Here is a 22,678-nt window from a genome sequence, read left to right as displayed (position 1 = left end):
TCCGAGAGCTGATGTCTGACAGCTCACCCTCACCGTTCGACCTCGCCTTCGATGCGGCCCGGCAGGCCGAGGCCGAGGGTGAAGTCCCCGTCGGGGCCGCCGTCGTGAAGGACGGGCGGGTGATCGCGGTCGCGCACAATCGCCCCAGGGCCCTGCGCGATCCCACCGCCCATGCGGAAATCCTGGCGATCCGGGCGGCCTGCATCGCCCTCAATGACGAGCGACTTTCGGGCTGCGACCTGTACGTGACGCTGGAACCCTGCCCGATGTGTGCCGGCGCCATTTCCTTCGCCCGCATCCGCCGGCTCTATTATGGCGCCAATGACCCCAAGGGCGGCGGCGTGGAGCATGGACCGCGGGTCTTCACGCAGCCGACATGCCACCATGCCCCCGAGGTTTACGGTGGGTTCCGGGAGACCGAGGCGTCGGCGCTGCTGAAGGCCTTCTTCGCCGCGCGGCGAGAGTGAAGCACGCTACCCCGACGAACGGAGTGTCGTTCAGGGATTGACCCGGAGCCCCACCAGCACGGTGTTGTCCCGGAAGCTCGATCCGGCAGCGGTGCTGTTTATCTGCTGGTAGATGTAGGTTCCGCGCAGGGTCAGCCAGCGGTTGAAGTGGTAGTCGAACCGGGCCGTGGCGGAGAAACCGTTGTCGCGGATCGTGCTGTCACGGTACTCATTGTGAAGAACCGAGCCACCGAGCACGAAGGACAGGTTTCGCAACAGATCGTGTTGCACTTCGAGGGTCGCGACCTCGGTCAGCACGCCGCTCGATCCGGGGATCGTGGTCTCCGTCACCCCCGTGGCCGCGTTCAGCCGCACGGTGGTGAGCGGCGTCGCCGACCACGTCAGGTTGGCGTTGACGAGGGGGGCGTCGATGTCGCGAAGGGATGGATCGACGTACGAGCGATGCTGGATGCCCGCCGAGACCTCACCGGTCAGACGGCTGGCGAGGCCGACCTGGGCGCCGGCCAGGACGCCGACGCCATTTGAATCACGCTGGATGCCGAAGGCGTCGAAGCGTTGATCGTAGATGCGGGTATCGCCGATCACATCCACGAAGGGCTTGAAATCGGGGTTGATCTCGTAGGCCGCACGCAGGCGCAGGCTGAACTGGTTGAGGTTGCGGTCCGATTGGCGGATCCGAGTGCCGTTGCTGAGCTGCACGTCGTCGAATTCGGAGCGGTCGAGGAGGCCGCTGACGGTGATCGACAGACGGTTGAAGGTCTGCGTGGCTCCGATCGTCCCGCCGTAAAGGGCCAGGAGGGGCCGGCTCGTCGCGGTCGCTGCCTGCAGGTTCGGGCTGGTGGTCCGCTGGGTGTCGATCAGGAAGCGGCCTTGCGCATCGAAATGCAGGTCGCGGGTCGCATCGACCCGCAGGTTCACGATGCCGTCCGCCGCCGGGCGGCTTGCCGCCTCGTTCTGAGGGGTCTCGAGATAGGCGCCGCGCAGGGAGCCATCGACCGAACTGGACGACCAGTCGCTTCGGAAGTCGACAGTGCCTTCCGTGCGCAGGGCGGCCGAGCCGCGGGCAAACTGGCGCGTCGTCTGATCGGGGTTCGAATCGTACCCGATGCTCTGAGCGAAGGTCGGCAGCACCGTGAAGGTGCCGACCTTGTAGCCGAGGGGCGCATAGGCTGGGTCCGCCGGGATCGGCCGGGACAGATCGGTACCCAGGATGAAACCTGGTGTGAGAAGGCCGAGGGAAGGGTTGTTCGCGAAGAGAGGCAGGCGCGACCCGAGGGTCGACAACGGCAACGGCACCCCGACCACGGCCTCCTGAATAACGGGGGTCAGCCGGATCGACTGCGTGGTGACCTGGGTGCTCTCCTGCGTGATCCGCTTGACGGCGATGCCGTTTCGCCGGGCGGGTGCCGCCCGGAAGCGCAGGGCCGGTGACAGGCCACGGTTGAAGACGGCGGTCGACGTGCCGCCAGTGCGCTGCCCGGTCAGGGTCAGCCTGTTGTCCGGGGCGTTGAGCCCGGACGAGCGGAGGCCGTCGCTTCCGGTTTCGGGCAACGAGCCGCCGGTCGTGGCATTGCCACCGACGCCCGGGAGGGCTCCCTCGGCGCGTCCATCGCGGGACGTTCCGTCCGAGAGACGCCTGCGCAGGACAGGAAGCCCATTCGCCCCGGCATCGAGCCCTGTACCGGGGTTGTCGGGCGCCCCCGTCACGGGACTCACGGCATCGAAGCGCGGCGTCTGAGCGGCGACCGGTACCGGGATGCCGGCGAGGGCGATGGCGACGATCAGACCCGCGGCCGGTCCGGCAGCGGCGCGCGCAATTCCGGCATCGCTGTCGGTCTTCGCGCCCCGCACTCGCTGCCCCCGTAACGTGAACACTCACGACGGTCTGCGGCACGGCGGGTTTCGAGCGCCGAATGCCTGGAACCATCAAGGTTAATCAGGGGTAGCAGGACGCGGTTAATGGCCGGTCAACGGTCCAGGGCCGCACCCGCGGACAGACGCCCGGCTGGGCCGATTTCATTCACGGCAAACTGAGCGCTTTCACCGCGCCTCGGCCCCGCACCGCCGTCGGCTCACCCGGCCCGGACCAGATCGGCCAGCAGGCTGGATGCGACCGTCGCCTTCGACACGGTGAGACCGGATGAGGCGATGCCGTCCACCGCGTCGCGGATGCGGGCCAGGGGAGCGCCGCGGGCCTTCACCCAAGCGGCGACCGAGTCCGGTCCGGCGCCGATATCGGCCACGACCTCGGCCGTCAGCTTCCGGTGCGCCGAGGCGATACCCGCGATGGCCCGCTCCAAGGCGATCCGATCGAAGGTGTCGGTGACGGGCGACGTCCGGGCCGCCGTGGCGAGGGCGTCGAGCCCGAACTCGCGTTCCACCGCGAAATGCGTCGAGGCCACGTCCTCCACCGGGCGGCCGCTGATTTCCGCGACGCGGACGATGTCCGGCGCCGACACCAGGGCCGAGAGGGAGGCGAGGCGGCGGGCCCGCTCGGGGGCCATACCGCGCCCGGTCAACTCCGTCTCCCGGGCCTCGATCTCGGCCCGCGCCGCGTCGCTCAGGACCTTCGGCAGGGCGGCTTCCACGGCAGCGACGCCGTCCCTGTACCGGGCGACGATGGGGGCGAGGCCACCCGCCAGGTCGAGGTGGCGGATGAACCAGACGATGCGGTTGGCCAGGAGGTCCTGCACCTCGGCGTAGAGGTCGAGCTGCGCGGCACCCCCGATCCTGCCGCTCAGGCCGTCGATGGCGAGGTTCAGTTCCATCAGCCCGAAGGCATCCCGCGTCGCCGCGTAAGCTTTGGCGATGGTGGCCGCATCGGCTCCGGTCCCGTCCACGAGGCGCGAGACCAGGGACGACCCGCCGCGGTTTACGATGATGTTGGCGAGCGCCGTCGCAATGATCTCGCGGCGCAGACGGTGACCCTTGACCGCGTCGGGGAACCGTTCGCGCAGCGCCTTCGGGAAGTATCGCTGCAATTCCCGGTCAAAATACGGATCGTTCGGCACCGCGCTGGCGAGGATCGCGTCGTGCAAGGAGAGCTTCGCGTAGGCGAGAAGCACCGCGTATTCCGGCCGGGTCAGACCCTCGCCGCGGCGCATCCGCTCCGTCAGGGTGGCGTCGTCGGGGAGGAATTCCACCGCCCGGTCGAGGCGGCCCTCCGCCTCCAGCGCCTGCATTGTGCGCATGGCGAAGCCCGTCTCGCCGAGTCCGCCCCGCTCGGCGAGGGAGAGGCTGAGGGTCTGCAATTCGTTGTTGCGCAGCACGAGGTGTCCCACCTCGTCGGTCATTGCCGCCAGGAGCACGTTGCGCTCGTCGTAGGACAGGCGCCCGTCCCGTTCGGGTCCCATGAGGGCGATCTTGATGTTCACCTCCACGTCGGAGGTGTTTACGCCGGCGGAATTGTCGATGGCATCGGTGTTCAGGCGCACGCCGGACCGGGCCGCCTCGATACGGCCGCGCTGGGTGAGACCGAGATTCGCGCCCTCGCCGATCACTTTGGCGCGCAGCTCGGGGGCGGTGATGCGCAGGGCATCGTTCGCCCTGTCGCCCGCGTCCTCATCGGTCTCCGTGGTGGCGCGGATATAGGTGCCGATTCCGCCGAACCAGAGGAGGTCGGCCGGCGCCCTGAGGATCGCCTGCATGAGTTCCGTGGGTGTCGCCTCTGCTCGGTCGAAGGCGAGGGCCGCGCGGATCTCGGGCGATAGGGGGATCGTCTTGAGGCTGCGGGAGAACACCCCGCCCCCCGTCGAGATGAGCGACCTGTCGTAATCCGCCCAGGACGAGCGGCCCATCGCAAAGAGACGCTGACGTTCTGCGAAGCTCGACCCCGCATCAGGTGCCGGATCGAGGAAGATGTCCCTGTGGTCGAAAGCAGCCAGGAGCCGGATGGTCCGGGAGAGCAGCATGCCGTTGCCGAACACGTCGCCCGACATGTCGCCGACGCCGACCACGGTGAACGGATCGGACTGGGTGTCCACGTCCATCTCGCGGAAGTGCCGCTTCACGGCCTCCCAGGCGCCCCGGGCGGTGATGCCCATACCCTTGTGGTCGTAACCCTGGCTGCCGCCCGAGGCGAAGGCATCCCCGAGCCAATGGCCCTTCTCGATGGAGATGGCGTTGGCGATGTCGGAGAAGGTCGCGGTGCCCTTGTCGGCGGCGACCACGAGGTAGGCATCGTCGGCGTCCTGACGGACGGTGTTGGGCGGGGGGACGATCTCCCCATCGACGATGTTGTCCGTGAGCTCGAGGAGGGTGCGGATGAAAATCCGGTAGCTCTCCGTGCCCTCGGCCATCCAGGCGGCGCGATCACCGGCCGGCGGGAGACGCTTGGGATAGAAGCCGCCCTTCGCCCCCACCGGCACGATCACCGCGTTCTTTACCTGCTGCGCCTTCACGAGACCCAGGATCTCGGTGCGGAAATCCTCCGGCCTGTCAGACCAGCGCAGGCCGCCGCGGGCAACATAGCCGAAGCGCAGATGCACCCCCTCGACCCGGGGCGAGTAGACGAAGATCTCGAAGAGCGGCCGGGGCAGGGGCATCCCCGACACCTTGGCGCAGGCGAACTTGAAGCTGATCGTTCCGCGGGGGGCGCCGGCTTCGTCGGTCTGAAAGAAGTTCGTGCGGATCGACGCCTCGATCAGGTTCACGAACCGCCGAAGGATGCGGTCGTCGTCGAGGCTCGTCACCCCCGCCAGGGCCGCTTCGATCCGGGCGCGGATCTCAGCCTGGGCGGCGTCGTGATCTCCCTCCAAAGCAGGGTCGAAGCGGGCGCGGAACAGGGCCACAAGGTCCCGGGCGATGCCGGCGTGGCGGGCGAGGGTGCCGGCGAGGTAATCCTGGCCGTAGCGGATGCGGAGCTGGCGCAGGTACCGGCCGAAGGCGCGCAGGAGCGCCGCGTCCCGCCAGGGGAGGGCGGCTTCGAGGACGAGGCGGTTGAAGCCGTCCGATTCGGCGAGGTCGTCGGCGATGGCGAGCATCGCCGACGCGAGGGGCGTTTCGAGGGCCGGCACGTCGATGGGAGCGCCGGTCGCGCGCTCGATCAGCATGTCGTGCAACCAGACCCGCTCGGCCTCGCTCACTCCAGCCGGGACGATACGATAGGTCCGCTCGTTGAGGACCCGGAAGCCCAGATTTTCCAGGCCGGGGACCCGGTCCGAGAGGGCGATCGCCGTTCCCCTGGAAAAGACCTTCAGGCGGATCTGCGGAGGCGGGTCCGTCTCGCGCCGGCTGATCGACACGGCGCGCGGGTTCGCCTCGCTTAAGGATTCGAGGATCGCGATGTCCTCCACCGCGACCTCGGGCAGGAAGCTCTCCCGGTAGGCCGCGGAGAACGCCTCGGCGTAGCGGGCGGCGAGGGCCCTCGCCCGGCTGCCGTCGTTCCGCTCGGCAAGCGCCGCGCGAAGGCCGTCGGCCCAGGTGCGGACGATCCGGGCGATCCCCGCCTCGAGGGTGGCCGGATCGCGCTCCGGCACATCCTGGTCGGCGAGGCCGATGATGTAGTGGGTGCGGGCCAGGGGGCCTTCCGGAAAATCCGGCTGCGCGACGGTGAGCCGGCCGCCGTAGCTCTCTGCGAGGTAAGCGCCGATCCGCGCCCGGACGCCCGAATCGTAGCGGTCCTTCGGAACGTAGACGAGGAGGGAGACGAAGCGCCCGAACCGGTCCGGGCGGGACAGGACCCGGATCCGCGGGCGGTCGGCGAGGTCGACGATCCCCAGGGCGAACCGGGTCAGGCGGCCCACGTCGATTTGAAACAGTTCGTCGCGGGGATAGTCCTCAAGCACGGCGAGGAGGCTGCGGCCGGCGTGGCTCGTCGGATCGAGTCCGGCCCGGTCCACCACGGCCTCCACCTTACGGCGAACCACCGGCACCTCGCGGGCGGGGCTCGCATAGGCGGCGGCGGTGAAGAGGCCGACGAGGCGGATTTCGCCGGAGAGCTTGCCAGCCGGAGAGAATAGCTTCACCCCGACGTAATCGAGATGCGCGGCCCGGCGGACCCGGCTCTTGGCGCTCGCCTTGGTGATGATGAGCGCCTGGGGCTCTTCCAGGAAGGCGAGGATCTCCGGCGTATAGTCCACGAGGCTTCCGCCCCGGCGGAGCACCGCGGTGCCGGGATCCCTTAGCACGCCGAGGCTCGAGCCTGGGACCAGGGGATGTGCCTCCCCCTGAATGCCGTGCTCCTGCATGCCGAGCAGCGTGAAGTGACCATCTCCGAGCCATGTCAGGAAGGCACGGGCTTCGGCAGTTTCCTCCTCCGGCAGGGGCGAGGGCGTCCGTCCGTAATCCGCTGCGAGGGACGACAGGCGATCGCTCATCGCCGCATGATCCGCGACGACGTGCGCCACGTCGTGGTGCACCTGCACCAAGCTCGCTTCGAGGATCTTGCGTGCCTCGCCTTCCAGCCGGTCGAGATGGAGATGGATCAGGCTTTCCCGGGCAAGGGTCCCGTGGGCGTCGGCAGTCGTCTCGCCGACGACGCGGACTAGGGCGCCGTTCCCATCTCGTTCGACGCCGAGGATGGGGTGGGCCACCAGATCGGTGCTCAGCCCCTGGGCGGCCAGGGCGGCGAGGGTCGAATCGAGGAGGAAGGGTCGGTTGTCGTTGATGATCTCCATGACCGTCATGTCCCGGGTCCGGCCCTCGCGCCTCACCGCGAGGTCGGAGAAGCGCAGCCGGGCGGGATCGCCGGGCCGGCGGGGCAGGGACAGGAAGTCCCGCGCCCGGCTCGCGAATTCCGCCAAGGCATCGGCGGAGTAGGGCGCGAGGTCCTCAGGCGGGACGCGGCCGAAGAGATCGCGGACGAATCCACCGGGGCCGCCCTGACCCGACACCAGATCGACTGCGGCATCGATCAACCCCGAGCGCGCACTGCGCTCTTCGTGCGAGGAGAGGGCAGTCGCAGTTTCGAGGGTCATGTGCGTCTCCCGGACCGGGTGTCAGCCGCCGTGAGGGTTATCAGAGGTACGCCCCGAGTCGATGACGGTGCCGACCGTGGCAGCGTCGATCATCGCCATCCGTCACCAGCTTGCCGAGGCAGTGATAGGTGCATATACACGTATCCATGAACGGCACGCCGACCTACGAGAGCGATTTCTGCACATGCGGCGTGCTCCGGCGGGCTGCCCGGGCAGCGACGGCGCTCTACGATCAGGCCCTGCGTCCGACCGGCCTGCGGGTGACGCAATTCGCCATCCTGAAGATCCTCGACCGGTGTGGTCCGCTGCCCGTCACGCGGCTCGCGGCAAAGGCCGCCCTCGAACGCACAACCATGGCGCGCAACCTCGATCCCCTCGAGCGGCGCGGCCTCGTTCGCGTCACTGCCGATGCAGCCGATGCGCGAAGCCGCCTCGCCGAATTGACGGAGGAGGGCCGCGCAGCCCTCGCCGGGGCGCTGCCGCACTGGCAGCGCGCGCAGGACCGACTGGCGCAGCGGGTCGATCCCGGCTCGGTGCAGGCGCTGGCCGCCGCCTTGAGCGCGGAGTGAGCCCGTGAGGGCAGGAGACCGGAAGCGATGACCTCCCAAGCGCAAGCCCGCGCCAACCCCCGCGTCCATTATGCCTGGGTCGTTGCGGCGATGACGTTCCTGGTCCTGCTGGTCGGAGCGGGGGTGCGCGCCACGCCGGGCGTTCTTATCGTGCCGTGGGAGAAGGAGTTCGGCTGGAGCGCCGCGACGATCGGCGTCGCCATCGCGGTCAACATCTTCCTCTATGGGATGATCGGGCCGTTCGCGGTGGCGATCATCGAGAGGTTCGGGCTCCGGGCCTCCGTCTGCGGAGCCCTCGTCATCCTGGCCATCGGCACCAGCGCCACCAGCCTGATGCAGACGCCGTGGCAGATGCTGCTGCTCTGGGGCCTCGTCGTCGGCTCGGGCTCCGGAATGGTCGCCAACGTTCTCGGGGCGACGGTGGCCGGGAGGTGGTTCGGCCAGCGCCGGGGGCTCGTGCTGGGCCTTCTGACAGCCAGCAGCGCCACGGGGCAGCTCGTCTTCCTGCCACTCCTGGCGAGCCTCGCGGTCAATCACGGCTGGCGCACGGTCTCCCTCGTCGTCGCGGCCGTGACCCTGGCGCTCGTTCCCCTGGTGCTGTTGCTCCTGCGGGACCGGCCCGCCGATCTCGGTCTTCCCCGGTATGGGGAGACCGCCCTTCAGCCCGCGCCCGTTTACACCGAGAACCCCGCCAAGCGCGCCCTGCGGGGGCTCGCGATGGGCCTGCGCTCGAAGGATTTCTGGCTGCTGGCGGGCACGTTCTTCATTTGCGGCGCATCCACCAACGGATTGATCGGCACCCACCTCATCCCGGCCTGCTTCGACCACGGCATCCCGGAAGTGACCGCCGCCGGCCTGTTGGCCTTGATGGGGATTTGCGACCTCGTGGGCACCACCGCATCCGGTTGGCTCACCGACCGGTTCGATTCCCGCAAGCTGCTGGCGTGGTACTACGCCCTGCGCGGCCTCTCTCTGATCTTCCTCCCCTACTCGTTCGATCTCAGCTTCTACGGCCTGTCGCTGTTCGCGGTGTTCTACGGGCTCGATTGGATCGCCACCGTGCCGCCCACGGTCAACCTCGCCGGCAAGGCGTTCGGCGAGGGCAACGCCGCGTTGATGTTCGGCTGGATCGCCGCCGCCCACCAGATCGGCGCCGCCTCCGCGGCGTGGCTGGCGGGCGTCGGCCGCACCGCGACCGGCACCTATCTCGAGGCCTTCGTGGCGGCGGGGATCCTCTGCCTCGTGGCGGCGATGATGGCGCTGTTCGTCGGGCGCAAGACCGAGGCGGAGGAGGCGATGCGCCCGCTGCCGGCCTGAACTGCGGCACACGCGGGGCGTTGTGGCGTAAACAGCGCCACCCGCAGTCGGCCCATTTCATCCCGTCATCGCGCGCCACGAAGCGATCCTGGGCAGCGCTCCGCTCAATGATCCTCCCTCTTGGGGACGTTTCGCCGGGCACGCGATGGCGGTGAGGGGTGACTGTCCCGCACCGTCGCAGCGAGCCGCCTTTTGTCCGATGCCCTTCCGACCGTGAAGGCCGCCGAAACTCGCCGGGCCTGGGCCGGGCCCGGCTTCACAGAGTTCGTCACCATCGTCGCTTTGATGATGGCGGTGACGGCGATCTCCATCGACAACCTGCTGCCGGCCTTTCCGGCGATCGAGTCGCGGTTCGCCGTCTCGGACCCGAACCACCTCCAGCTCCTCGTCTACGTCTACATGTTGGGCTTCGGGCCGGCGCAGATCATCTACGGCCCGCTCTCGGACTCCCTCGGACGGCGGCCTGTGCTGATGGCCAGCCTCGGCGTCTACGTCGCCGGGTGCCTTCTGGCGATGGTGGCGCCGAGCTTCGGCTGGCTGCTCGCCGCGCGGGTGATCCAGGGGATCGGCGCAGCGGGGGGGCGTGTTCTGTCCACGGCCATCGTGCGGGACCGGTTCGCAGGCCGGGACATGGCGAGCGTCATGTCCCTGATCATGATGGTCTTTCTGATCGTGCCGATGATCGCCCCGGCGATCGGCGGGGCGATGCTGGCGTTCGGATCGTGGATCTACGTCTTCATCTCGATGCTGGTGCTCGCCTTCATCCTGACGGCGTGGTTCGGCTGGCGCATGCCGGAGACCCTGCATCCGGAATACCGGCGCCCGCTCTCTTTGAAAGCCACCATCCAGGCCGTGCGCCTGACCGTCTCGACACGCGTCGCCGTGGGATACGCCACGGCGCTCGGCCTGCTCACCGGCTGCATCATGGGCTATGTCGGCTCGGCCGAGCAGGTGTTCGATACCGGCCTCTACCGCCTCGGCCCCCTGTTCCCGCTCGCCTTCGGAATGGTGGCGGGGGCCATGGGCGCGGCGACCCTCATCAACTCACGGGTGGTGCGGCGGCTCGGGATGCGCCGCCTGTCTCATGCCGGCACCTTGGCCTTCACGCTTGTCGGCCTCGTCCAGGTCGCGGTTGGCCTCGCCTATGGCGGTCACCCGCCCCTGGCTCTGTTCCTGGCGGTGCTGGCGGCGAACCAGTTCCTGATTAGCTTCGCCATGCCCAACTTCAATGCCCTTGCCCTGGAGCCCCTCGGGGCGGTGGCGGGCACGGCTTCGTCGTTCCTGGGCTTCTACACCACGATCCTGGGCGCGGCCTGCGGCTACGCCATTGGACAGTCCTTCGACGGGACGGTGCTGCCCATAGGGCTCGGCTATGCCGGGCTGGGCGCCCTCGCCCTCGTCGTCGTCGCCTGGACGGAGCGTTGGCGCCTGTTCGGCCAGGGATCATCCACGTGATTTGCGGTTGCGCTTAACGGGCCGTTCAAAGGATCCCGCGACTCTCGGGGCATTCCTTCGTGCTTCGGACCCGCCCCATGCTCCCCCGCGCCCATGATGGCACCCTGCTCGCCGCGCGCCTCCTCCTCGCCGCAGCGCTTCTGCCGACGGGGATCGCCCGCGCCCTGAACGTCTCCGGGTTTGCCCTGACCCTCGCGGGGGCGGGTATGCCCTTTCCCAACGCCGTCGCGACGGGGGCCGTCGTGGTGCAGGTGTTCGGCCCGCTGGCGCTGATCGTGGGCGTGCTGCCCCGCCTCACGGGGATCGCGCTGGCGCTCTTCGCTGCCACCACCGCGTGCATGCTCCACGCCTTCTGGCAGTTCACCGGGCCCGCGCTCGTCGCCGAGCGGACGTTGATGCTGGCCGATCTCGGCCTCGCCGGGGGCTACCTCATCTACGCGACCACCGGGCCAGGGGCTTGGAGTTGGCAGGGCTGGCGCACCGGGGCGCCGATGAAGTCCGCCGGCAAACCCGCCGCGAAATCCAAGGCGAAGGGAAGCGCCGGACGGCGCGCCCCGGCCGCCCGTCCGGCCTGATCGCTTCAGCTGCGCCCGGGCGACACGTTCGCCGGGGTCGCGGCGATCTGCCGTCCCGACACTTCGGCACCCGCCTCGGGTGAAAGGGCGCGGAAGGGAAAGACCGAGAGCAAGGAGATCACCGCCACCGCGAAGAAGGCCGGTCCAAAATCCGCGGCTTCGATCGCCGAGCGCCCATGGAACCCGGCGGTGGCTTCGAGTGCCAGAGCCCCGAAGGTGACGCCTAGGCTCAGGGAGAGCTGCTGCGCCACGCTGGCGAAGCTTGTGGCTGCGCTCATTTCGCGCTTGTCGAGATCGGCATAGGCGATGGCGTTGACACAGGTGAACTGCACCGAGCGGCTGCAGCCTCCGATGAAGAGGATCGCGAGCATCACGAGATGCGGCGTCTGCACCGTGTAGAGGCCGTTCACCGCCAGGAAGGCCGATGCGAGGACGGCGTTGACCACCATGACCCGGCGGAAGCCGAAGCGCCGCAGGATCGTCGGTGCGAGTGTCTTCACGAACATCGCGCCGGCTGCGGCCGCGAAGGTGATGAGGCCGGATCGAAGGGCATCAAGGCCGAAGCCGATCTGCAGCATCAGCGGCAGCAGGAACGGGATCGCCCCGGTTCCGATGCGGAACAGGCTTCCCCCGGTCACCGCCGCCCGGAACGTCGGATAACGGAGCAGGTCGAGGCGCACCACGGGGTGCTCAACCCGGCGCGACCGCCAGAAATACAGGGGCAAAAGGATTCCCCCCGCAACGAAGCAACCCCAGGAAACGGTAGCCGGCAATAGGTGCCGCCCCATGGAGGCGAGGCCGAGCATCAGGGAGGCGAGGCCGCCGCCGAGGAGAAGGAATCCCAACACGTCCAGAGGCGGCCGGTCCGGCTCGCGCAGATCCTCGAAATACAGGCTCGCCAGGATCAAGCCGACGATGCCGATAGGCACGTTGATGAAGAAGATCCACCGCCAGTCGAGCCAGGTGGTGATCAACCCGCCGAGCGGCGGCCCGATCACCGGCCCGACCATCGCCGGCAAGGTGAGATACGAGAGGGCGGTGACGAGCTGCGCTTTGGGCGCCGAGCGCAACACCACGAGGCGCCCCACGGGAACCATCATCGCGCCGCCGATACCCTGGAGGAACCGCGCCGCCACGAACCAGCCGAGGCCGTTGGCGCCGGCGCAAGCCAGCGACCCGGCCAGGAACACACACAGGGCCGCCCGGAACACGGTGCGGGCCCCATAGCGGTCGGCCGCCCAGCCGCTGACGGGGATGAAGATCGCCAAGCTGACGAGGTAGGACGTCAGGGCGAGCTTCAGGGCGATCGGATCTTCGTGCAGGCTCGCGGCGATGCTCGGCAGGGCCGTGGCGATCACGGTCGAGTCCGTGTTCTCCATGAACAGGGCCGTCGCAACCGTAAGAGGAACGATCCGGAGGGAGAGGGTCGAGGAACGGGGCATCGGACGGGAGACGCACGAACGGAACTACGGTTGCGGCCTCTCTCACCGCGACGTTTCAAGATTGTATCCGCGAAGCCACACGGATGGTGCGCCGGCATGGGCACGACAGCGTGACCGCTATCATCACGTCGGCGTGACGGATAAGCTTGGCGGATGGATGGGCGCCGCGCCCGTCCGATCCTGCCCGGCAGTCGCTGCACCCTTGGGCGGGGGATACAGAGAGAGCGGATGCATCCCAGCCGGTTCGACCGTCGCGCCTTGTCACGTCTTCTGACCGCGGCGGTCCTGATGTCGGGAGTCGCGGCCTGCGGCACCGTCCTGTTGAACGATACAGGTTCTCTCACCCGCTACGACCGCCTCCAGCGGACCACCTCGACGGCGACAGAGGCGCGGCTCTACATCGACCGGCCGGCCCTGGAGCGCGCGCGCACAGTGCGCATCATCCCGACCGCCTTTCCTGCCAACGTCGAGGGTTCGGCTCCCCTCACGGCCGCGGACCGTCGCCTGATCGCCAACGCGGCGGACCGGGCGCTCTGCTACGACCTTTCCCTGCGCTACGACGTGGTGACGAGCCGCGACGCGGACCTGACCGTCCGGGCGCAGGTCACCCGCGTCGAGCCCACGAACCTCATCGGGGCCGGCGGGACCATCGCCGGATCCGCGGCGGTCAGCATCGCGTCCCAGGTCGGTGTAGGTTTCGCCGACGGCATCGGCCGCATTCCGATCCCGCGCCTGCCGATCGGCCTCGGCAGCCTGACGGTGGAGGCGGAGGCGCTCGACCGCCGCCACCAGCAGCGGGCCGCCATGGTGTGGGGCGGGGCGGCAAACTCCTTCACCAGCCAGCCACGCTTCTCGGCCGCCAGCGACCCCTATGATCTCGCAGGCGATTTCGGCCAGGATTTCGGCTACCTGCTCGCCAAGGCCGAGGATCCGTTCACGGCGCCGAACACCCTGCCAACCTGGGACCGCATCCGCGTGACCATGCTCGGCGAGGCACCCCTCGATCCCGACTGCGAGGCTTTCGGCCGGGCGCCGGGCATCGACGGCATCGTGGCCGATTATATCGGCCTGCCGCCGGAATATGGGGACAAGGGCGCCCCCGTTCCCGGCCGCTGAGGCCGCACGAACCCGCGAGCCATGCACATCGTCTTGCTGCGGAGCGGCATCCTCGCATTGGCGTGGCCGCTCCGGGCGTGATAGGGGCACTTGCCAACCCGCTCCCCCTGCCGCGCGACCCGCGCCGCTCGTTCCAAGGACCGTTGGCACATGGCCCGACTCAGTTCCGCGTCGATCATCGAGGGCCTGACCTTCGACGACGTGCTGTTGAGGCCCGCCGCCTCTTCGGTGATGCCAACCGAGGTGAACATCGCGACGCGCCTGACGCGCAGCATCGCCCTCCATATGCCGATCATGTCGTCGGCGATGGACACCGTGACAGAGGCGCCCATGGCCATCGCCATGGCGGCGATGGGCGGCCTCGGCGTCATCCACCGGAACCTCGAGCCGCCTGAGCAGGCCGAGCAGGTCCGCCTCGTCAAGAAGTACGAGTCGGGCATGGTGATGAACCCCATCACCATCCATCCGGACGAGACCCTGGCGGATGCCCTTGAGGTGATGCGGGCCAACCGTATCTCCGGCATCCCGGTGGTGGAGCGCGGCCCGAACGGCAACCGCGGCAAGCTCGTCGGCATCCTCACCAACCGCGACGTGCGCTTTGCCACGGCCCCGGCCCAGCCCGTCTCGGAACTGATGACCCGCGACCGGCTGATCACCGTGCGCGAGGGCACGACGCAGGACGAAGCCAAGCGGCTCCTGCATCAATTTCGGATCGAGAAGCTCCTCGTCGTCGATGACCACTACCGCTGCATCGGCCTGATCACGGTCAAGGACATCGAGAAGCGGGTCGCCTATCCCAACGCCGTGAAGGACGAGCAGGGCCGGCTGCGCGTGGCCGCGGCGACCACTACCGGAGACGGCGGTTTCGAGCGCGCCGAGCGCCTGATCGATGCCGGCTGCGACGTGATCGTGGTCGATACCGCCCACGGCCACTCGATCAAGGTGCTCGACAGCGTGCGCCGGGTGAAGCAGCTCTCGAATGCCGTGCAGGTCGTCGCGGGCAACGTCGCGACCCGCGAGGGCGCACAGGCCCTGATTGACGCGGGTGCGGATGCCATCAAGGTCGGCATCGGCCCTGGGTCGATCTGCACCACCCGCATCGTGGCGGGGGTCGGCGTGCCGCAGCTCACAGCCCTCATGGAGGCCGTGGAGGCTGCGTCGGAAGCGGGCATCCCGGTCATCGCGGACGGCGGCATCAAGTATTCCGGCGACCTCGCCAAGGCCATCGCGGCGGGCGCCTCCGTGGCCATGCTCGGCTCGCTGCTCGCCGGGACGGACGAAGCCCCCGGCGAGGTGTTCCTGCACCAGGGCCGGTCCTACAAGTCGTACCGGGGCATGGGCTCCGTCGGCGCCATGGCCCGGGGCTCGGCCGACCGCTACTTCCAGGCTGAAGTGAGCGACACGCACAAGCTGGTGCCGGAGGGCATCGAGGGGCAGGTGCCCTACAAGGGTCCGGTCGCCGCGGTGCTGCACCAACTCTCGGGCGGCTTGCGGGCGGCCATGGGCTATGTCGGCGCGGCGACGGTGCCCGAGTTCCAGGAGCGGGCGCAGTTCATCCGCATCACCAATGCGGGCCTGCGCGAGAGCCACGTCCACGACGTGACGATCACCCGCGAGAGCCCGAACTATCCGTCTCGGACCTGAAGATCCGGGTAAGGGGAGGGCGACGAGGATGCGGGTTCTGGTGGTCGGGGCCGGGGCGACCGGTGGCTATTACGGCGCGAGGCTCGCCGAGGCCGGGGCGAACGTGACGTTCCTCGTTCGCCCGGTCCGGGCCGAGCGGCTCGCGGCGGACGGCCTGCGGGTCGTCAGCCCCCTGGGGGACGTGCATCTGGCGAACCCACCTACGGTGACCGCGGCAACGCTCGCGGCGGCCGGGCCGTTCGATCTGGTCCTGCTGTCCTGCAAGGCCTACGACCTCGACGCGGCCATCGCCGACATGGCACCCGCCGTAGGGGAGCAGACGGCCATTCTGCCGGTCCTGAACGGCATGGCTCATCTCGACGCCCTCGATGCCCGGTTCGGCCCGGAGAGGGTGCTTGGCGGAAGCTGCGCCATCGCGGCGACGCTCGCTCCCGATGGCGCCATCCGCCACATGAGCGAACTGTGCAGCATCACCTACGGTGAACGCAACGGGGACGCCTCGGCGAGGATCGCGGCCATCGATGCCCTGATGAAGTCAGGCGGCCCGAAGTTCCAGCCACGCCTGTCCGACAGGATCCTGCTCGAGATGTGGGAGAAGTGGGCGTTCCTGGCGACCCTCGCCGGCGGGACCACCCTCATGCGCGCCGCAGTCGGGGACATGGTCGCGGCTCCCGGGGGCACCGAACTGATGGCGACCCTGTATGGCGAGTGCACCGCGATCGCGACCGCGACGGGTTTCGCCCCGCGTGAGAAGGTGGCATCGGGTGCCCTCGGGCAACTGACCGCGGCGGGCTCGACCTTCACGGCGTCGATGCTCCGCGACATGGAAGGCCGGGGGCGCATCGAATCCGACCATGTGATCGGCGATTTGATCGCCCGGGGTCGTACCCACGATCTGCCGACGCCGATGCTCGCCGTGGCATATACCGGCCTCAAGGCCTACGAGGCGCGTAGGGCGAGGGAGACTTCGTAGGCCCGAGGGGCGGGGGCTCTCCCCCCGCCGGAGGTCGTTCTCAGTAGCGGGCGGGCGGCGGCGGAGGCGGGTTGCCGTATTCGAGCTGCGTCTTCGCATCGACGGGGCGCCGGGGCGGGGGCGTGAAATCGGTGGAAGCGGGCGCCGTCGCGCACGCGGCGAGCATCGAGGTGGCGAGACCGAGCAGGACGATCCGGCTCAGGGTTCTGGTCTGGGGCGACATGATCCGAACGACTCCGCGCCGAGGGCCGCGGCCACCCACCATGGGCGGCCCGGCCGATGCGATGGGACGTGTATGGGCCCGCCGGGAACGCCCGCCGGGCCGACTCGCATGAACGTTCGCATTCGTGCGAAAGCTTGACCGTATCGTGGCCGCTTCATGACCGGCTCCCCGATCGCGAAAACCCTTCCGGGATCCGGACTTCGGGGCTATCGCCCTGAAACGACGTTTTGAACCGTTGCTTTTTCTGGAGGTGTCCCCTGACCCCCGCCGCCCGCTGCGCAGCCGCCATCGACGTGCTGGCCGACATCATCGAGCGCCGTCGTCCGGCTGCCGATGCCCTCAAGGATTGGGGGCTGGCCCACCGTTTTGCAGGCTCCGGCGACCGGGCCGGGATCGCGAGCCTCGTTTACGACGCCCTGCGCCGCCGGGCCTCCGCGGCGTGGATCATGGGATCGGACACGCCCCGGGCGATCATCATTGGCTCCCTGCGACTACAACAGGGGCTCGCGGCGTCATCGATCGCGGCCCTGTTCTCGGGAGAGGGCTACGCCCCGCCCGCGCTGACGGCCGACGAGCGGGCGCGGATCGAGACGATGACGCTGGCTGGGGCGCCTCCAGAGATCGCAGGCGATGCACCGGCTTTCGTGCTTCCGGAACTTGAGGCGACACTCGGCGAGGACCTGATCCCCGAACTGCGTGCCCTGGCCCGGCGCGCGCCCCTCGATCTGCGGGTGAACACCCTCCGTGGGCCGCGCGAGACGATTCTCGCCGCCCTGGAAGGGTATGGGGCGGCGCCCACGCCCCATGCGCCGCAGGGGTTGCGCGTCCCTGTCGCCGCCGATGGCCGCGGGCCGGCGCTGCATGTCGAAGCCGAGTTCCTCGACGGCTGGTACGAAATCCAGGACGAGGGCTCGCAGCTTGCGGCGATCCTCGCCGACGCGAAACCGGGCGAGACGGTAGTGGATCTCTGCGCCGGCGGCGGCGGCAAGACGCTGGCGCTGGCCGCCTCCATGGCCAATGCGGGCCGCTTGATTGCCACCGATGGCGATCCCCGTCGACTCGCACCCATCCACGAGCGCCTCCGCCGCGCCGGCGCCCAGGCCGAGGTTCGCACCCCGCGGGGCGGCAAGGCACGTAGCGATGTGCTGGCCGACCTCGACGGTACCGTCGACCGCGTAGTGGTCGATGCGCCCTGCACGGGTTCGGGCACATGGCGGCGGAACCCGGATGCCAAATGGCGCCTACGGCCCGGCAGCCTCGCCACGCGGCATGCCGAGCAGGCCACCGTCCTCGACCGGGCCGCTTCCCTCGTGCGGCCGGGGGGGCGGATCGTGTACATCACCTGTTCGCTCTTCCCGTCGGAAAACGATGCGGCCGTGGGCGCCCTGCTTGCCCGCAGCGGCAATGCTTTCGCGCCAGTGGACGTCGCCGAATTGCTGGCGCCCGCTCCGTCCTCTCTGGCCGGAGCCGTTCGCGTCACGACCTACGGCGTGCAAATGACGCCCCTGCGGACGGGCACGGACGGTTTCTACGTCTCGGCGCTCGTTCTGCAGCGGTGATACGGGATCTCAAGCGATGGCGATGAAGACGAGCTACGTGGTGCAGCCGTTCGAGATTCACCGGAAGCGCCTGCGGCCGGGTCGCCAGGAGCCCGCGCAGACCGAGAGCGGCGCGATCAAGAAGGCCGAGAACCTCGCGAAGCGGATGCCCGGCGCGGCGGCCCTGAAGGTCGTGGCGGACGACGAAACCGGTGAACTGGAAGCAGTGACCATCCTCGGCCAATGGGGCGAGATCCCTGAAGATTTCGCCGAAAGCCTCCAAGGCTGAGCCTGTCGCGCCTTCTCAGAGATTGGGATGGCGCAAGGAACGAAGGTAATCTGGGCACGCAAGCCGTCCGGCCGAAGCCCAGTTATCGGATCACGCCGCCGTCGCTGCAGCCGACGAGCAGGCGCTCGATATCTGCCATCGTCTCTTCGACAGTAAGCCACAAACTGTCGCCGGACCATGAGGCCTCGACAGTCAGGAAGACATAGGAACCAGACTTTGCCACGTGAGACGGCGGGGTACTGAACCTGACGATATGATCCGTATTCACAACCGTCTTTTTGCCGTCCTCCGCCATCGTCAATTCAATCCAAGCCATGAGCGAGACTCCCGGCGATATCCGTAGAAATAGCTCTCGCCCTTTTTCACCGCTGAGTCTTCCAAAGAAGGCGTGATACTGTGGTTTTGCACTGTCTTGCACACGGTTCAGCCTTCACCTGTCCATTGCGCGTGAAAAAGGCTTTACCGTGATGACGACCACATCGCGGGCCAGCTCATCACGGTGACTTTCGGAGATGAAGGGCAATTTCACGAAAGTCATCCAACGCTCCACTCGCTTCTCAAGCACAGCCACGTTCGACCGAAGCCGAGACGCTGCGTTCGGCTCAAAACGACACACCCATTTTGACAGTTGGTATGTGGTATGCCATCGTACGCTCAACGGTGGCAGGCCGCTTTGGCATTGGGTCGGCGAAGCATCGTCGGGGGTCCGACGAGCGAAGCGAACAATTCTCAACGGAACAGCGCCGACAAGAAGATCGGTGAGGGAGGCTATCATGATGGGCGCGCCGCTCGAAGGCGTGAAGGTTCTGGACTTCACGCATGTTCAGTCCGGCCCGACATGCACCCAGTTGCTCGCATGGTTCGGCGCAGACGTCATCAAAGTCGAGCGGCCCGGAACCGGCGACGCGACGCGGCAGCAACTTCAGGATATTCCCGGCATCGATAGTCTCTACTTCACGATGTTGAACCACAACAAGCGGTCAATCACGATCGACGTGAAGCACGAGACGGGTAAGGACGTCCTGTGGCGTCTCATCCGCGAGTGCGATGTCCTCGTGGAGAACTTTGCGCCAGGTGCCCTCGACAGGATGGGCCTGACTTGGGAGGCCCTTGCGGAAGCCAACCCCCGCCTCATCCTGGCTTCGGTGAAGGGATTCGGTCCGGGCCGCTACGAGGACTGCAAGGTCTATGAGAATGTCGCCCAATGCGCGGGTGGCGCGGCCTCGACCACCGGCTGGCGCGGCGACAAACCGATGGTGACCGGTGCACAGATCGGCGATTCCGGGACGGGGCTTCACCTTGCCCTGGGGATCGTGACGGCCCTGTACCATCGGGTGCAGACCGGACGCGGGCAGCGGGTCGACTGCGCCATGCAGGACAGCGTTCTCAATCTCTGCCGCGTGAAGCTGCGGGACCAGCAGCGTCTCGCGCAGGGACCTCTTACGGAATACAGTCAGTTCGGAGAAGGTGTCCCGTTCGGCGAAGCCGTTCCGCGCGCCGGGAACGATTCCGGCGGGGGGCAACCCGGCCGCATCCTGAAATGCCGGGGATGGGAGCAGGATCCCGACGCCTACATCTACTTTATTGCGCAGGCGGCGGTCTGGAAGCCGATCTGTGACATCATCGGCGAACCGGACTGGAAGACGGATCCGAACTACAGCTCACCACAAGCGCGTCTGCCGCACCTCAACGAGATCTTCACGCGCATCGAAGCGTGGACGATGAAGCACGACAAGTTCGAGGCGATGGATATTCTCAACGCCTACGACATTCCCTGCGGCCCGATCCTTTCAATGAAAGAGATCGCGGAAGACGAGGCGCTTCGCGCGAGTGGAACAATCGTCGAGGTCGATCACCCCACGCGCGGCTCCTACCTGACGGTGGGCAACCCGATCCGCCTGTCGGCTAACCCGGTGGCGATCCAGCGCTCGCCGCTGCTCGGCGAGCACACCGATGAGATTCTCCGCGACATGCTCGGCTGTTCGAATGCCGAGATCGACGCGATCCTCTGGTCAGGCGCGGTGGGCATGACGCCGAAGCTCGCTGCGGAATAACGGCGCTGCTCGGCGCATATTACCATTCCAGCTCCCGGCGAGGCGGATAGACCGGCTCGCCAAGCGGGTCAGGCGTAGCGGGCCTGAGAGTCGGCCGGGCGCTGGGTGCTGCGATCATCGGCGGCGCTGGGCGAGAGCTTGTCCGCGACATGAACCACGAGCAGGCACTGGACAGCGGCGAAGAAAACGAAAGCGGTGAGAGTGGTGAGAAGCATCGTGACCTCCGGGCGCATGCTGCGGTGCGGTAGTCGCGATATAGGCCCAGGTGCCTTGTATACCAAGTGCAAAATACCAAGTTTGCGCATGCGTTTTGTGCATAGCACACAAGGCTTAGCTGTGGGCCGGTCGGGGAGGTTCAGGCTGAGTGCCGGTCGCCGCGGACTGACACCGGGGCGCCATTCCTTAGACCATTGCCCGCTGAGGCGCTTGCCAAGCTTTGCTTCGCTTTGCCCACATGAAAGCTAAGCGTATCATCGACTGACGAGAGCTTCTCCTCCGCAGCAACTCTGCAGCAGTCTGCGAGCGAGCCACGGAGTCGGTGACGGAAAAGAGAAGAGGCCGGAAACTGACCCTTGAATACAGGCCTCGTTAGACGCTCGATCAGGCGGCGGATGCGGCGTCGATCGTTTCGAAGCGCATCTGATATTCATCGCCCCAAATGTCGGCGGCCTTATCGGACCAATCCTTGCCGAAGAACTTCTTGGCGCAGAACTCACTCGTCCAGATACAGACGGACGTGATCCGGGCGTCCAGAACCCGCACGTGTTGGCTCTCGAACCCGGATGTCACCCCGAAACGCGGGAGCATGTCCTTGCTGGCGAGGGCATGGTCGTTCTCGGCCGCGTAGACGACCGGACATTCGAGAATGGTCAAGTATTTCATCGAGGCGCTCGCCGGCTCGGTTGCGGTCTCATGCGGACGGTCGGTCATGCCAATCGTGCCCTGAGATGGGCACCGGCGTGACGACGTCGGGCATCGATGATGGATCCGTGCGCGGCGACCCGGGCGGCTGCCATGGCGTCGTGCGTTCGGCCGATTGCTTGGGCCATAACGCTCCTCCTTCGGGTCCGCACTTCTCGGCGCGGTACCTGACACCAAGATTGGTATACATAATACCTGCTGTCAACAGGAGACTGCGCAGTCTTGCGGTTCTCGACTGTTCGCAAGGGCATACCGGTCGCCGCTCGCCTTGTGTTTCGCGACACGAGCGAGCATCTTCCGCTCGTTGCGCGGCGGCGCTTTCGTGCCAGCGTCGCTCCTGTGCCAGCGCAGAAGTGTTGTAGACCACCATGAAGAATTTAGTGATCAACCCGATCGTCCCCGCGACGAGTCTCCGCACGCTCGCCTATGAAGCGCTGAAATCCGCTATCACCGAGATGGATATCTACGGGCAGGCGGGGGATATTCGCCTGGACGAGCGCAGCCTGTCGCAATCGCTCGGCGTCAGCCGCACACCGATCCGTGAAGCGCTGACCGTGCTTGAACAAGAAGGCTTCGTGCGCAACGAGCCGCGGCGCGGCATCTTCGTGGTGAAGAAGACCCGCAAGGAGATTGTGGGGATGATTCAGGCCTGGACGGCCCTGGAAAGCATGGCGGCTCGCCTCGCCTGCACCCAAGCCAGCGACGACGATCTGGCTTGTATCCGGCGGATGTTCCCCGAGTTCTTCGAAGGCAAACCTCACGAGCATCTGGACGAATATTCGGAAGCGAACATCCGCTTCCACCAGAAGATCCTGTCCCTCGGTCAGTGCGAGGCGATCCAGGCGCTGTGCAGCAATCTGCTCATGCATGTCCGGGGTATCCGGAATACCGCCCTCAGGCAGGGTGATCGCGCTTCGAAATCAATCGCGGAGCATGTCGCGATCATCGAAGCGCTCGAGGCGCGGAATGCCGATCTGGCCGAGCGCCTCGTGCGGGAGCATGGTTTGGGCCTCGCCGCCCACGTCGAGACCTACGGCAACCATCTGGACTGACCCGCGGCGAACATTTCCGGCGAGATGCGGCAGGGCTATTCCGGAGCGCGGTCAGCGAGGCCTTCGGGACAGCGACACGCCGGAGAACGATGCGGATCCCTGGATCGCGTCGCTGCGCTCGCAGTG

Annotated in this window: 19 protein-coding genes; 12 read left to right on the top strand and 7 right to left on the bottom strand. The window is 67.6% G+C overall.

Annotation, left to right across the window (positions count from 1 at the left end; all coding sequences use genetic code 11):
* Positions 1–11 precede the first annotated feature (11 nt).
* Positions 12–467 (top strand): nucleoside deaminase, encoded by a 456-nt coding sequence (locus MFF22_RS14820; RefSeq protein ID WP_238249727.1) that lies wholly within the window; start codon positions 12–14, stop codon positions 465–467.
* Between the two features lie 30 nt (positions 468–497).
* Here the strand turns inward: MFF22_RS14820 and MFF22_RS14815 are convergent, their stop codons facing one another.
* Together MFF22_RS14815 and MFF22_RS14810 are read right to left on the bottom strand one after the other, a co-directional pair.
* On the bottom strand, positions 498–2,318 hold the full coding sequence (locus MFF22_RS14815; RefSeq protein ID WP_238249726.1) for an outer membrane beta-barrel protein: 1,821 nt from the start codon (positions 2,316–2,318) through the stop codon (positions 498–500).
* Between the two features lie 221 nt (positions 2,319–2,539).
* The gene (locus MFF22_RS14810) at positions 2,540–7,384 is read right to left on the bottom strand and encodes an NAD-glutamate dehydrogenase (protein WP_238249725.1); all 4,845 of its coding nucleotides are present in this window, start codon (positions 7,382–7,384) and stop codon (positions 2,540–2,542) included.
* Positions 7,385–7,512: 128 nt separating this feature from the next.
* On the opposite strand from MFF22_RS14810, the gene MFF22_RS14805 reads away from it, so the two are divergent.
* From MFF22_RS14805 to MFF22_RS14790, 4 genes are all read left to right on the top strand, one after another.
* Positions 7,513–7,953, top strand: a complete 441-nt coding sequence (locus MFF22_RS14805) for a MarR family winged helix-turn-helix transcriptional regulator (protein WP_238249724.1) — start codon at positions 7,513–7,515, stop codon at positions 7,951–7,953.
* Between the two features lie 27 nt (positions 7,954–7,980).
* Positions 7,981–9,270 carry an MFS transporter gene (locus MFF22_RS14800; RefSeq protein ID WP_238249723.1) on the top strand — a complete coding sequence of 430 codons (1,290 nt, stop codon included), beginning with the start codon at positions 7,981–7,983 and terminating at the stop codon, positions 9,268–9,270.
* Positions 9,271–9,558: 288 nt separating this feature from the next.
* A complete protein-coding gene (locus MFF22_RS14795) occupies positions 9,559–10,725 on the top strand; it encodes a multidrug effflux MFS transporter (protein ID WP_306424680.1) in 1,167 nt (388 codons plus the stop codon).
* A 77-nt stretch (positions 10,726–10,802) separates the two neighbouring features.
* The gene (locus tag MFF22_RS14790) at positions 10,803–11,300 is read left to right on the top strand and encodes a DoxX family protein (RefSeq protein ID WP_238249722.1); all 498 of its coding nucleotides are present in this window, start codon (positions 10,803–10,805) and stop codon (positions 11,298–11,300) included.
* Between the two features lie 5 nt (positions 11,301–11,305).
* On the opposite strand, the gene MFF22_RS14785 is transcribed toward MFF22_RS14790, so the two are convergent.
* Positions 11,306–12,742: an MDR family MFS transporter gene (locus tag MFF22_RS14785; RefSeq protein WP_238249721.1), complete on the bottom strand. Its 1,437-nt coding sequence runs from the start codon at positions 12,740–12,742 to the stop codon at positions 11,306–11,308.
* 228 nt (positions 12,743–12,970) lie between these two features.
* Between MFF22_RS14785 and MFF22_RS14780 the strand changes: the two genes are divergently transcribed.
* From MFF22_RS14780 to panE, 3 genes are all read left to right on the top strand, one after another.
* Positions 12,971–13,858, top strand: coding sequence for a DUF3313 domain-containing protein (locus MFF22_RS14780; protein WP_238249720.1), 888 nt, complete (start codon positions 12,971–12,973; stop codon positions 13,856–13,858).
* Between the two features lie 150 nt (positions 13,859–14,008).
* Complete coding sequence (gene guaB / locus MFF22_RS14775) at positions 14,009–15,502, top strand: IMP dehydrogenase (protein WP_238249719.1); 1,494 nt, start codon at positions 14,009–14,011, stop codon at positions 15,500–15,502.
* A gap of 28 nt (positions 15,503–15,530) precedes the next feature.
* Positions 15,531–16,475: a 2-dehydropantoate 2-reductase gene (gene panE / locus MFF22_RS14770; RefSeq protein WP_238249718.1), complete on the top strand. Its 945-nt coding sequence runs from the start codon at positions 15,531–15,533 to the stop codon at positions 16,473–16,475.
* 40 nt (positions 16,476–16,515) lie between these two features.
* On the opposite strand, the gene MFF22_RS14765 is transcribed toward panE, so the two are convergent.
* Complete coding sequence (locus MFF22_RS14765; RefSeq protein WP_238249814.1) at positions 16,516–16,698, bottom strand: hypothetical protein; 183 nt, start codon at positions 16,696–16,698, stop codon at positions 16,516–16,518.
* A 257-nt stretch (positions 16,699–16,955) separates the two neighbouring features.
* On the opposite strand from MFF22_RS14765, the gene MFF22_RS14760 reads away from it, so the two are divergent.
* Positions 16,956–18,257: an RsmB/NOP family class I SAM-dependent RNA methyltransferase gene (locus tag MFF22_RS14760; protein ID WP_238249805.1), complete on the top strand. Its 1,302-nt coding sequence runs from the start codon at positions 16,956–16,958 to the stop codon at positions 18,255–18,257.
* Positions 18,258–18,273: 16 nt separating this feature from the next.
* A complete protein-coding gene (locus tag MFF22_RS14755; RefSeq protein WP_238249717.1) occupies positions 18,274–18,525 on the top strand; it encodes a hypothetical protein in 252 nt (83 codons plus the stop codon).
* Between the two features lie 82 nt (positions 18,526–18,607).
* Here the strand turns inward: MFF22_RS14755 and MFF22_RS14750 are convergent, their stop codons facing one another.
* The gene (locus MFF22_RS14750) at positions 18,608–18,841 is read right to left on the bottom strand and encodes a hypothetical protein (protein ID WP_238249716.1); all 234 of its coding nucleotides are present in this window, start codon (positions 18,839–18,841) and stop codon (positions 18,608–18,610) included.
* Between the two features lie 460 nt (positions 18,842–19,301).
* On the opposite strand from MFF22_RS14750, the gene frc reads away from it, so the two are divergent.
* Positions 19,302–20,579: a formyl-CoA transferase gene (gene frc, locus MFF22_RS14745; protein ID WP_238249804.1), complete on the top strand. Its 1,278-nt coding sequence runs from the start codon at positions 19,302–19,304 to the stop codon at positions 20,577–20,579.
* Between the two features lie 68 nt (positions 20,580–20,647).
* Here frc and MFF22_RS14740 read toward each other — a convergent pair whose 3' ends face one another.
* Both MFF22_RS14740 and MFF22_RS14735 read right to left on the bottom strand, forming a co-directional pair.
* Positions 20,648–20,794 (bottom strand): hypothetical protein, encoded by a 147-nt coding sequence (locus MFF22_RS14740; RefSeq protein ID WP_238249715.1) that lies wholly within the window; start codon positions 20,792–20,794, stop codon positions 20,648–20,650.
* A gap of 385 nt (positions 20,795–21,179) precedes the next feature.
* Positions 21,180–21,461, bottom strand: coding sequence for a hypothetical protein (locus MFF22_RS14735; protein WP_238249714.1), 282 nt, complete (start codon positions 21,459–21,461; stop codon positions 21,180–21,182).
* A 407-nt stretch (positions 21,462–21,868) separates the two neighbouring features.
* Here MFF22_RS14735 and MFF22_RS14730 point away from each other — a divergent pair, with 407 nt between their 5' ends.
* On the top strand, positions 21,869–22,552 hold the full coding sequence (locus MFF22_RS14730; RefSeq protein ID WP_238249713.1) for a GntR family transcriptional regulator: 684 nt from the start codon (positions 21,869–21,871) through the stop codon (positions 22,550–22,552).
* The last annotated feature ends 126 nt before the right edge of the window (positions 22,553–22,678 follow it).

Source organism: Methylobacterium persicinum (assembly GCF_022179525.1).
In the GTDB taxonomy this organism is placed as follows: domain Bacteria; phylum Pseudomonadota; class Alphaproteobacteria; order Rhizobiales; family Beijerinckiaceae; genus Methylobacterium; species Methylobacterium persicinum.
The sequence above is the reverse complement of the archived record's forward strand: the minus strand, read 5'-3'. Positions and strand labels throughout refer to the sequence as shown.